General features: G+C 44.1%; 10 protein-coding genes. 9 read left to right on the top strand and 1 reads right to left on the bottom strand.

The features are described from left to right. Positions 1-3 precede the first annotated feature (3 nt). The 7 genes from recG to rnc all read left to right on the top strand — a co-directional run bounded on the left by recG (position 4) and on the right by rnc (position 6,640). Positions 4-2,040 (top strand): ATP-dependent DNA helicase RecG, encoded by a 2,037-nt coding sequence (recG, locus tag VKA52_RS20505; RefSeq protein ID WP_326317101.1) that lies wholly within the window; start codon positions 4-6, stop codon positions 2,038-2,040. Positions 2,041-2,246: 206 nt separating this feature from the next. Beyond that, on the top strand, positions 2,247-2,828 hold the full coding sequence (gene fapR, locus VKA52_RS20500) for a transcription factor FapR (RefSeq protein WP_326317037.1): 582 nt from the start codon (positions 2,247-2,249) through the stop codon (positions 2,826-2,828). Beyond that, positions 2,825-3,829, top strand: coding sequence for a phosphate acyltransferase PlsX (gene plsX / locus VKA52_RS20495; RefSeq protein WP_160913142.1), 1,005 nt, complete (start codon positions 2,825-2,827; stop codon positions 3,827-3,829). Before fapR ends, plsX begins: the two co-directional genes overlap by 4 nt. Beyond that, a complete protein-coding gene (gene fabD / locus VKA52_RS20490; RefSeq protein ID WP_326317034.1) occupies positions 3,826-4,767 on the top strand; it encodes an ACP S-malonyltransferase in 942 nt (313 codons plus the stop codon). Before plsX ends, fabD begins: the two co-directional genes overlap by 4 nt. Further along, positions 4,767-5,507 carry a 3-oxoacyl-[acyl-carrier-protein] reductase gene (fabG, locus tag VKA52_RS20485; protein WP_326317032.1) on the top strand — a complete coding sequence of 247 codons (741 nt, stop codon included), beginning with the start codon at positions 4,767-4,769 and terminating at the stop codon, positions 5,505-5,507. The genes fabD and fabG overlap by 1 nt, the downstream gene beginning before the upstream one ends. A gap of 130 nt (positions 5,508-5,637) precedes the next feature. After that, the gene (gene acpP / locus VKA52_RS20480; protein WP_035505393.1) at positions 5,638-5,871 is read left to right on the top strand and encodes an acyl carrier protein; all 234 of its coding nucleotides are present in this window, start codon (positions 5,638-5,640) and stop codon (positions 5,869-5,871) included. 76 nt (positions 5,872-5,947) lie between these two features. After that, the gene (gene rnc / locus VKA52_RS20475) at positions 5,948-6,640 is read left to right on the top strand and encodes a ribonuclease III (protein WP_160913147.1); all 693 of its coding nucleotides are present in this window, start codon (positions 5,948-5,950) and stop codon (positions 6,638-6,640) included. 71 nt (positions 6,641-6,711) lie between these two features. Here rnc and VKA52_RS20470 read toward each other — a convergent pair whose 3' ends face one another. Beyond that, positions 6,712-6,933, bottom strand: a complete 222-nt coding sequence (locus tag VKA52_RS20470; protein WP_160913149.1) for a DUF1128 domain-containing protein — start codon at positions 6,931-6,933, stop codon at positions 6,712-6,714. Positions 6,934-7,315: 382 nt separating this feature from the next. On the opposite strand from VKA52_RS20470, the gene smc reads away from it, so the two are divergent. Further along, complete coding sequence (gene smc / locus VKA52_RS20465; protein WP_326317028.1) at positions 7,316-10,876, top strand: chromosome segregation protein SMC; 3,561 nt, start codon at positions 7,316-7,318, stop codon at positions 10,874-10,876. Positions 10,877-10,889: 13 nt separating this feature from the next. Continuing rightward, positions 10,890-12,212, top strand: a complete 1,323-nt coding sequence (gene ftsY / locus VKA52_RS20460; protein WP_326317026.1) for a signal recognition particle-docking protein FtsY — start codon at positions 10,890-10,892, stop codon at positions 12,210-12,212. Positions 12,213-12,221: the final 9 nt, after the last annotated feature.

Genomic DNA, 12,221 nt, shown 5'->3' with positions numbered 1-12,221 from the left:
GACGTGCTGCACCAATCGATCAGTGAAGTCAAAGGAGTAGGTGACAAACTACAATCGCAATTAAATGAGCTGGGACTTTTTACAGTGGAGGACCTATTATTCTATTTTCCCCACCGTTATGATTCCTATGAAGTGAAGCCTCTTACTGAACTTACGCACAATGAGAAGGCGACCATCGAAGGTGAAATTGTCTCTGAACCTGCTTTAAGTTTTTATGGCAGGAAGAAATCGCGGTTGACTTTTACTCTTCAAGTTGATCAGTTCGCTGTAAAAGCGGTCATGTTCAATCGCGCTTTTGCTAAGAAACAGTTGAATCAAGGAGACACCGTTACGGTGACAGGGAAATGGGATCAACAAAGACTTCAAATAACAGTAAGCCAGTTCAAAAAGGGAGAGTCCAAAAGTCAGGAACCCATTCAACCGGTTTACACATTGAAAGAAGGGGTCAACCTCAACACCTTGAGGAAAGTAATCAAACACGCGCTTGATGATTACAGTACAGATATTCCCGAGATTCTTCCTCAAGATCTGGCTCTTGCTTATAAGCTCCCAGACCGTCCTCAAGCTTTAAATCAAATGCACTATCCGGAAACCCGGGTGATGTTAAAACATGCAAAACGCCGTTTTATTTATGAAGAGTTTCTATTATTTCAATTGAAAATGCAGCTCTTAAGAAAACATAACCGTGAATCTACCTCAGGGGTTGTACAAACCTATGACAATGAGCAATTGACTGCCTTTGTTCAATCATTGCCATTTGAATTAACTTCTGCACAGAAAAGGTCGCTTGCAGAAATTTTAACCGACATGAAAAGTCCTCACAGAATGAATCGACTACTGCAAGGAGACGTTGGTTCAGGTAAGACGGCTGTTGCTGCAATCGCTCTATATGCATCCATTACCGCAGGACATCAGGGAGCTTTGATGGTCCCAACAGAAATTCTCGCCGAACAGCATTATCAATCCTTGAAAGAAATGTTTGAGGGGCGTGCGAAGGTCGCTTTATTGACCGGGTCTATTAAAGGAAAGCGGAGAAGAGAGATCTTAGAATCCGTAGAACAGGAAGAGGTTGACATCCTGGTCGGAACCCATGCATTGATCCAGGATGAGGTGGTCTTCAAAAACCTTGGATTCGTTATCGTTGACGAGCAGCACCGTTTTGGAGTGGAACAGCGGCGGGCATTAAGGGATAAAGGTCTTTCTCCTGATGTTCTCTTCATGACGGCAACACCTATTCCGAGAACGCTTGCGATCACAGCCTTCGGCGATATGGATGTAAGTGTGATTGATGAAATGCCTGCAGGTAGGAAACCTGTAGATACGTACTGGGTCAAGGGAGAAATGACCAACCGTGTGTTGAGCTTCATTCAGAAAGAAATTGATCAAGGGCACCAGGCTTACGTCATTTGTCCGCTGATTGAAGAGTCGGACCAACTTGATATTCAAAATGCCATTGATCTCTATGATCAACTCAGCGCTGTTTTTGAGCCCGCCACATCAGTCGGGTTGATGCATGGTCGTCTCCACAATGAAGAAAAGGAAAACGTTATGCAACAATTTGCAGCAAACGAGCTGAAGATTCTTGTCTCCACCACTGTCGTAGAGGTGGGTGTGAATGTACCGAATGCAACTGTTATGGTCATTTATGATGCCCAGAGGTTTGGTCTTTCCCAACTTCACCAGTTGAGAGGCCGTGTTGGGCGTGGAGCAGATCAAAGTTACTGTATTCTTCTTGGTGATCCCAAGGGAGACGTAGGAAAAGAACGGATGAGAATTATGACCGAGACGAATGATGGGTTCGAATTATCCGAACAAGATTTGAAGCTGCGTGGTCCTGGTGACTTTTTCGGCAAAAAACAAAGTGGTCTACCTGAGTTCAAAGTCGGAGACATGGTCCATGATTACCGGGCTCTTGAAACCGCAAGAAAAGATGCCGCTGAAATGATTATGGAAAACACCCTGGATAACGATGAACGTTACAAAGCTTTAAAGGAGCACGTCTACAGTGACCAACATCTTCTTGGCAATGTGTTGGACTAACTTTCAAACACTCGGCTCAAATGCCGGGTGTTTTTTTCTTTCCCCTGAACGAAACCTTTCAGAGTCAGACTGTAGTGGGATTACTATCGATAGGAAAATAGGGAATCATAAGCAAATCCTTGCGTAATTGAACTTGGTATTATATATTACTATTAGTACCTAGTCATAAAGCAAGAATTTATGGCTAAATGAACGGTGGCATATGTATGAAGAAGTCTAAAAAAGTACGTCAGGAAGAATTGAAAACGAAAATAGACCATACCCCCTTCATTACAGACGAAGAACTGGCAAAGACATTCGGGGTCAGTATTCAGACGATAAGGCTGGATCGGATGGAACTTGGAATTCCTGAACTGCGGGAACGGATCAAGTCAGTCGCCACGCAGGAATGGAATGAAACGGTAAAAGCCTTGCCTGTGGAAGAAATCATTGGAGAAGTGGTCGACCTGGAATTGGACGACCGTGCGATTTCAATCTTGGACATCCGTCCGGAACATGTCTTTTCCAGAAACCATATAGCCAGAGGTCACTACTTATTCGCACAGGCTAACTCTCTCGCCGTTGCCTTGATTAATGATGAACTGGCGCTTACGGCCCAGTCGGAAATTACATTCTCACGTCCAGTAAAACTTGGAGAACGTGTGGTGGCTAAAGCGACGGTCAAAGGCGACGGTGAAAAAGGGCGAACACTTGTGAATGTGCATAGTTACGTCGACAACGAAGAAGTATTTGCTGGAACTTTTGAGATGTATCGTTCGAACCAACAGAAGGAGATGGATCGAGAATGAAGCTAGCCATTGATGCTATGGGCGGCGACAATGCCCCAGAAGCGATCGTAAAAGGGGCGGTAATGGCCGCAGACACAATTGAAGGTTTGGAAATCACCCTTGTAGGGGATGAAGATCAAATCAAACCTTTCTTAAAAGGGCAGTCAAATGTGTCTATATTACATACTACAGAAGTGATCACTTCTGATGATGAGCCGGTAAGAGCGGTGAGGAGAAAGAAACAATCCTCTATGGTTTTGACGGCCACGGAAGTGAAAGAAGGGCGAGCGGATGGCTGTATATCTGCTGGAAATACAGGGGCCTTGATGAGCGCAGGTTTGTTTGTCGTCGGTCGAATGAAAGGGGTCGACAGGCCTGCACTTAGCCCGACTCTTCCAACGTCGGACGGTAAAGGATTTCTTATGCTGGATGTCGGTGCAAACGTGGATGCAAAACCTGATCACTTGTTGCAATATGCAGTGATTGGGAGTATCTATGCGGAAAATGTACGAGAAATTAAGCAGCCAAGAGTCGGACTTTTGAATGTCGGTACGGAAGACGGCAAAGGAAGTGACTTGACCAAAAAAGCGTTTGAACTGATGAAAGAAGCTCCGATTAACTTTGTCGGGAACGTTGAGGCTCGTGATCTTCTTGAAGGCGTAGCCGATGTAGTCGTCACTGATGGGTTCACAGGGAATGTAACCTTGAAGACGATTGAAGGAACGGCTATGACGATGTTCTCAATGATTAAACAAACATTTATGAGTAACTTTAAAACAAAAATTGCGGCTGGCTTAGCAAAAAATGATCTGCGAAATTTAAAAGCCCAGCTCGATTATAGTGAATATGGCGGAGCAGGGTTGTTTGGTTTGGCCGCACCTGTCATTAAGGCGCACGGCTCTTCCAATGATCGAGCTGTTTTGAATGCAATCCGTCAGGCTTGCCACATGATTGAGCTTGATGTAACGAATACCATTTCAACAACACTTGCTGAAATGGACAAAGAGGAGGATGAATCATGAAGCGAATCGCATGTGTTTTTCCAGGGCAGGGGTCCCAGGAAGTAGGTATGGGGAAGGCGATGTATGAGGCATATCCTGCTGTGAAACAATTGTTTGATGAAGCGGATGAAGCTCTTGGATATTCTTTAACTCGTTTAATGTTCGAAGGCCCTTCAGGAGAATTAACGAAAACAGAAAATGCTCAACCCGCATTGCTTTTGAACAGTATAGCTATCCAACGTGTACTACAGCAAGAAGGAGTGGCTCCTTCTATGACGGCAGGTCACAGTCTAGGAGAATACAGTGCTTTGGTCGCAGCCGGAGCACTCGATCCAATGGAAGCCGTACAACTTGTGCATGTCCGTGGGAAGCTGATGGAAGAAGCTTACCCTACAGGCATGGGAACAATGGCGGCTGTACTTGGACTTTCACAAGAAGAAATAGAAGAAGTTCTGCGTGACTTTGATGGAGAGCTGGCTGTTGACCTTGCCAACATCAATTGTCCTGGTCAAATTGTCATTTCTGGAACAAAGGAAGGCGTGGAGAAAGCTTCTGAACAGTTGTCAGAGGCAGGTGCGAAGCGCGTACTCCCTCTTAACGTCAGTGGTCCATTCCACTCTCGTCTCATGAAGTCAGCCAGTGATGATTTTGCTGACCATTTATCTGAAACAAAGATCTATGATGCCAACGTGCCCGTATATGCTAATGTGACTGCTGCGCCGGTCACAAATGCGGAAGAAATAGAACAGCTTCTCGTTGAACAACTATACTCCCCTGTAAGGTTTCAGCAGATCCTTGAGGCATTCGTCGAAGAAGAGGTCGATGCGATTGTAGAAGTGGGACAGGGCAAAGTATTGAGTGGTCTTGTCCGAAAAGTAAAACGTCGTATGAAAACGTTCAGTGTGCAGGACCCAGAGTCACTGCGAGCGTTCATCGATTGGTATAAGGAGGAATCGTAATGTTACAGGACCAGGTGGCTCTTGTTACAGGAGCATCCCGTGGAATTGGAAAGGCTATTGCGCTTGAACTTGCTCGTCAAGGAGCGAAAGTGGCCGTCAATTATGCAGGGAGCGAAGATAAAGCCGAGGCGGTTGTTCAGGAGATCCATGAACAGGGCGGTGCAGCCATTAAAATACAGGCTAACGTTTCTAATGATGAAGATGTCAAACGTATGGTGAAAACAGTCGTTGATGAATTCGGACGTTTGGATATACTTGTCAACAATGCAGGGATTACAAAGGACAATCTCCTGATGAGAATGAAAGAAGAAGAGTTTGATTCCGTTATTGATACGAACTTGAAAGGCGTTTTCCTCTGTACAAAAGGGGTGACACGTCAGATGATGAAACAAAAGTATGGACGAATTATCAACGTTGCATCAATCGTTGGTGTTTCAGGGAACCCCGGGCAGGCAAATTATGTCGCTGCTAAAGCGGGTGTCATCGGTATGACCAAATCGAATGCTAAAGAATTAGCCGCTAGAAACATCCAGGTGAACGCTGTAGCTCCCGGATATATCGCGACAGATATGACAGATGCCCTTACAGATGAGCAGCGCGAGCAAATGCTTGCCATGATTCCACTCAAACGTCTTGGTGAAGGGGAAGATGTTGCGCGCGTTGTCCGTTTTCTAGCTTCCAAAGATGCAGCTTACATGACAGGTCAAACATTGCATGTAGATGGCGGCATGGTCATGTAATAACCTAATCTCATGAATCGTCCATCTCATTTAGAGTAAAGGGACGACGGTTTCTATGAGCCGGGGCTAAACAACCTCTTGCGCTTTTGGACACACATTACTATAATTACTGAAGGGAGGTGAGGTTCCAATGGCAGAAACATTTGATCGTGTAAAACAAATCATCGTCGATCGTCTTGATGTTGATGAGTCTAAAGTGACTATGGAAGCTTCCTTCAAAGAAGATCTAGAAGCAGACTCTCTTGATGTCGTTGAGCTTGTAATGGAGCTTGAAGACGAGTTTGATATGGAAATTTCTGATGAAGAAGCTGAAAAAATCAATACAGTAGGCGACGCTGTGAATTACATAAGCAGCCAGTCGTAATAGGATCGCTGTCCGTTTATTCGGGCAGCCTTTCCTATATTTTTCAAGAAATTCATTGCAAAGGACAAGGTGATTTATGGATGATTTTTCCAGTTTCCAGAAAAAGATAAAATTACAATTCAATGATATCTCGTTACTGGAACAGGCTTTTACACATTCATCATATGTGAATGAGCATCGGAAAACCGATCGAGAGGATAATGAACGGCTGGAATTCTTGGGAGATGCCGTTCTTGAACTAGGAGTCTCGCAGTATTTGTACCGCGAGTTCCCGGATATGGCTGAAGGAGAGCTTACGAAGTTCAGAGCCTCGATTGTGTGTGAAGTCTCATTAGTAGAATTTGCGAATGAGCTGAATTTCCAAGACCTGATTTTACTTGGTAAAGGTGAAGAGCTGACCGGAGGACGCAATCGACCGGCATTGCTTGCTGATGTTTTTGAAGCGTTCATTGGCGCTCTTTATTTAGACCAGGGTTACGATGCAGTCATACAGTTCTTAAGAGCGTATGTGTATCCGAAAGTGAAAAAAGGTGCTTTTTCTCATGCGATGGATTTCAAAAGTCAGCTACAAGAATTTATTCAACGGGATAAAAACAGTAAAATTGAATATGAAATCGTTGAAGAGAGAGGACCTGCACACAGCCGGGAGTTTATCGCTCATGTACTGATTCAGGATGACATCGGTGGAATTGGTGTAGGCCGAACGAAGAAGGAAGCGGAACAGAAAGCGGCTCAACAGGCGTTGGAAAACCAAGGAGCCCATTTATAATCCGCCTGTAAAAGCATTTTTAAAAAGACCGTTTCGGAGAGCGACTCCGAAACGGTCTTTTTTACGGCTGGTTATTTTCTGTACTGGCCAAGTTCCTGAACGAATGCCTGTATTTCAGAAACGCTCAATTGCCCTTTCATTTCAATGATGTCGTGAAGGGATTTGATTTCTTCGTATTTATTCAGATCGTAATCCTCTGGGTCCATGAGGGAACGGTTCACGACCTGCAGTTTTTCAGCCATGTCATTGATGATGGTTTCCAGGTTTTCTTGATTCGGTTCTTGTAAACTCAAAAATGAATCCTCCTTCAGGGCTCGTTATATAGACTATTACATATGATAAAGGACTTTGCCGAATTTTAAAACCCTTCATTAATATAATTACTTATTAAAGTATATGGCAGGTTACTTGAAGACTCACTTTCGAGACTTTCCGGGGTTCGTTGCCCGGGTTGAGCGTCCGGGGTGGCTGGAAAGCGAGCTATTCCCCGCAGCCCCCATCCGCCCAACAAAAAAATTCTCGAAACTGAGTCTTCAACTAATGGGAGATTATGTTGAATGGGATTTCACATGGTGTTATAAAAGTAGACTGGGGTTCCTACCGTAGGGGCGTTCTTTATGATAAAATATATAAGTTGAGTGAATGAAAGATTTGTGAAAAAACAGGAGGATGAATATGTTCCTCAAACAATTAGATACGATAGGTTTTAAATCATTTGCCGAACGAGTGACCGTGGATTTTGTTTCTGGAGTCACATCTGTCGTCGGACCGAATGGTAGTGGAAAAAGTAATATAACGGATGCGATTCGATGGGTATTAGGTGAACAATCAGCCCGGTCGCTTCGCGGTAGCAAAATGGAAGATATCATTTTTGCAGGTAGTGAAACCAGATCCCCATTGAATATGGCAGAAGTGACTTTGACTCTTGATAATACAGACCAGGCACTGCCTCTGGATTACCAGGAAGTCAGCGTGACGAGACGCGTTTACCGCTCCGGTGAAAGTGAGTTCTATATAAATAACCAGACATGCCGTTTGAAGGATATTGTAGATCTATTCATGGATTCCGGGCTTGGCAGGGAAGCTTTCTCTATCATCAGCCAAGGCAAAGTAGAAGAAATCCTCAGCTCCAAAGCAGAAGACCGTCGTTCCATTTTTGAAGAAGCGGCAGGAGTTCTTAAGTACAAACAGCGGAAGAAGAAAGCGGAGTACAAGTTGTCGGAAACACAGGAAAATTTGAACCGTGTGGAAGATATCATATGGGAGATTGATGGTCAGCTTGAACCGTTAAAAGAACAGGCGGCTGTCGCGAAAGATTACTTAGAGAAAAAAGACGAACTGAAAAATGTTGAAATTTCATTATTGATCACTCAAATACAGCAGGTTCATGGGGAATGGGAAAGAATCCTTAAAGAACTGGAAGAAGTTAAAACCCAGGAAAACGAGTTGAGTGGGAAGATCGAGGCGGATGAAGCTTCACTAAAAGATCAAAGAGATCGTGTGGAAATTCTGGATGCTTCTATAGAAAATATGCAGGAAAAATTGCTCTCTTTAACAAGAGACCTCGAAAACCTTGAGGGTAAAAAGCAGCTGATGAAAGAGCGGCATAAACATTTTGAAGAAAATAAATCCAAATTGGAAGAGGCCTACGAAGATCTCTCTGACAAACTGGTGAATTTAAAGTCAATCGCCGAAGAAGAAGCCCAAAAGTTAGCACAGATTAAAGAAAAAAGAGAATCTACAAAGCAAGAACTAAACCAAACCACTCAAGCATTAAAACAGGATCTTCATTTAATTGAAGAAGAAATTGAAGATTTGAAGAGTGAATATATTGAATTGCTTAATAAGCAGGCAGCCAAACGGAACGAAAAACAACTCTTAGAAAAACAGTTGGACCAAATTCACTCTAAAAAGGGAAGTCAGATTGATAAATTCAAAGATCTTAGAAGTGAACGAGCTACGCTTGAAGAAACATTGACTTCAATGACAAAAGAGTTGGGAAACCTTACAAAACAACGGGAAGAGTTGGAGACGCAAGTCCAGGAGTTGAACGAGAAACACGCAAAAAACAAACAGACGTATCAGGAATGGCAGGAAAAGCTTTATAAAGGCTATCAATATTTGGAGAACATGCGATCGAAAAAGGAAATGCTTGAAGAGATGAAGGAAGACTTCTCCGGGTATTTCCATGGCGTCCGTGAGGTTCTGAAAGCTTCCCAAAGAGGCCAGCTGCAGGGGATTCATGGAGCCGTGCTCGCATTGATCGATATCCCTTCTCATCTCTTGACAGCGATTGAGACTGCCCTGGGTGCTCAGGCACAACATATTGTCGTAGAAGATGAACAAACCGGAAGACAGGCGATTCACTGGTTAAAAACGAACAATAAAGGAAGAGCTACTTTCCTTCCTCTTACCTCGATTCAACCTCGTTCTGTACACGGGGCTGCATCGCTCTCACAACAAGAGGGGTATGTAGGAGTAGCAGCCGACCTTATCCAATATGATCCGGCCCATTCAAAACCAATCCAGCACCTTCTGGGTCATATCGTCATAGCTGAAGGGTTGGAGCACGCAAACCAAATCGCCCGCGTATTGAATAGAAAATACAGGGTTGTGACGCTTGATGGAGATGTCGTTAATCCTGGCGGCTCCATGTCAGGAGGGGCCAAAAAACAATCGAAACAATCCTTGTTTACAAGAGAAAAGGAATTGCAGGAACTTAGTGAGAAAATCGTTGCTTATGATGCAAAGGCGTTGGAAGTTGAGAATAAAGTAAAGAAGTTGAAAGAAACCTTGGCTGAGCAGGAAGAGGAAAAAGAGCAGTGGAATGTGAAACTCTCGGAGTTAAAGCAGGAAGAGTATGAAAAACAGTCTGACCAAAGAGAAGTGCAGCTGAAACTCAACCATTTGAATGATCAACTTCAATTGTTCGACCAGGACCAGGCTCAATACGATCAGGATTCTCACCATGCAGATCAGCAGTTGAGCGACCTTGATGAAACCCTGCAAACTCTAGAGGAACAACTTGTCTCGATTAATACAAAGATCGAAGAACTGACGACTACAAAAGAACGTCAGAAAGAGGACGAAGCTAACTTGCAGGAACGTAAGCAGAAGCTTCAAATCCAACTGGCCGAGCAAGAATCATCGGTAAACAACCAAAAGGAAAAAACAGATCGTTATCAGCAGGAGAAAGACTTGATAGAGCAGGAGTTACGAGGCAACCGGGTCTCTTATCAACAGCTGATGGAGGTTAAAGAGTCCAACCAGACGGAAGATGAGATTCAATCCCAAATTGAAAGCATGCGTACGGCCAAAGAAGAAACGGCTTCGACCATCAATTCGAAGAGGAAAGAGCGTCAAGAGCTTGCTGCAGACATTCAGCAGGCAGAACAGAGCCTGAAAGAATGGAAGCGTAGGCATCAAAACTTCACCCAGGATTTGCAGCAGAAGGAAGTCAAAGCAAACAGGCTGGACGTGGAGCTTGAGAATATGCTTCAATACTTGCAGGAAGAGTATGTGATGACATTTGAAAAAGCGAAGAGAGACTATCCGGGAGTCGATGATATTGATGAAGCATCAACGAAGGTCAAGCTGATCAAGCGGGCTATTGAAGAGCTTGGCACTGTGAATTTGGGTGCCATCGATGAGTATGACCGGATTAAAGAGCGTTACGAATTCCTGAAAGGCCAGCAAGACGATTTACTGGAAGCCAAACAAACGCTTCATACAGTCATTAATGAGATGGACGGTGAAATGAAACGGAAATTCGAAGATACCTTTACTAAAATCCGTGCTGAATTCGGTGAAGTCTTCCGTACTTTGTTCGGTGGAGGACGAGCCGACTTGCAACTCACTGATCCGAATGACATGTTAGAAACAGGTGTTGATATTGTTGCCCAGCCTCCGGGTAAGAAACTGCAGAATATGAGTTTGCTATCAGGTGGCGAACGTGCTCTGACAGCAATCGCTCTGCTATTCTCTATTCTGCGCGTCCGTCCTGTTCCATTTTGTGTACTGGACGAGGTGGAAGCAGCATTGGATGAAGCGAACGTGGATCGTTTTGCTAAATTCTTGAAAGAATTCAGTGAAAAGACACAGTTCATTGTCATCACTCACAGAAAAGGGACAATGGAAGAATCGGATGTACTTTACGGTGTGACCATGCAAGAGTCAGGGGTATCTAAACTTGTATCTGTCAGACTAGAAGAAACACCGGAATTATTGGAAGCATAGGAAGGATGAGTCGATGAGTTTTTTTAAGAAACTGAAAGAAAAATTCGTAAAAGATTCTGAGTCGGATGAAAAAAAAGAGGAACAGCAGGCCCAAGACACAGAGGATTCCGACGATCGGGAGGATTCTCAGGAGTCCGATGCACCACTCTCAGATAGCGCAGATAAAGAGGTGACCGACCTTCAGGGAGAAACAGAAACGAAAGAAACGGAAGACTCTTTGGATGGAGAAGACGCAACTGAACCTGAAGAGGAAGTAGAAGAAGAGGCTGCAGAATCATCTGTGGTTGATGATGACGAGGAGAATGTAGGAGCTCTGGATGAATCTATGACAGAAGATGATCATCGAGAGAGTCAGGAAGAGGATGAAAAAGTATCGATCGCCTCTAAATTTAAAATGGGACTGGCTAAAACCAGGAATTCATTTTCAACTAAAATTAATGATCTCGTCGCTCGTTACCGAACCGTCGACGAAGATTTCTTTGAGGAATTAGAGGAAGTGTTGATTTCTGCTGATGTCGGGGTTACAACCGTGATGGAAATGATTGAGGAGCTGGAAATGGAAGTGAAACGAAGAAACGTTCAGGATCCTCAAAAAGTGAAAGAAATTATTTCCGAAAAACTGGTTGAAATCTACTACGGGGATGATCGCGCTGAAGAGATCGAAGGGTTGAATGAAAATCCAGATGGTTTGACAGTCTATCTATTTGTTGGCGTAAATGGCGTAGGGAAAACAACGACCATTGGTAAACTCGCCCACCGATTGAAAAGTGAAGGGAAGAACGTAACCCTTGCCGCAGGAGATACATTCCGTGCAGGTGCCATAGAGCAACTGGAAGAGTGGGGCAAACGTGTAGGGGTGAATGTCACAAAGCATAGTGAAGGCAGTGATCCTGCTGCTGTCATTTATGATGGCATTCAATCGGCGAAATCGAAGAATGCCGATGTTCTCATCTGCGATACTGCCGGTCGTCTGCAAAATAAAGTGAACTTGATGAATGAGCTTTCCAAGGTGAAACGTGTCATTGAACGTGAAATTCCTGGAGCTCCTCATGAAGTGCTGCTTGTCCTGGATGCTACAACAGGACAGAATGCAATGAGCCAGGCAAAAACATTTTCCGAAGCGACGGATGTTTCCGGCATTGTCCTATCAAAACTTGATGGAACAGCAAAAGGCGGAATCGTTCTTGCCATCCGAAATGAATTGGAGATCCCGGTAAAACTTGTCGGCCTGGGAGAAAAAGTGACCGATCTTGAAACATTCGATGCTCATGCTTTCGTTTATGGTCTGTTCGCAGATATGATTGAAGAATATGAAGAAGAAGAAGAACTTTCATAAGCCTTGACA

It is taken from the genome of Halobacillus sp. HZG1 (genome assembly GCF_035818575.1).
In the GTDB taxonomy this organism is placed as follows: Bacteria; Bacillota; Bacilli; order Bacillales; family Halobacillaceae; genus Halobacillus; species Halobacillus litoralis.
Note: the sequence above shows the minus strand (reverse complement) of the source record. Positions and strands in the feature narration are given on the sequence as shown.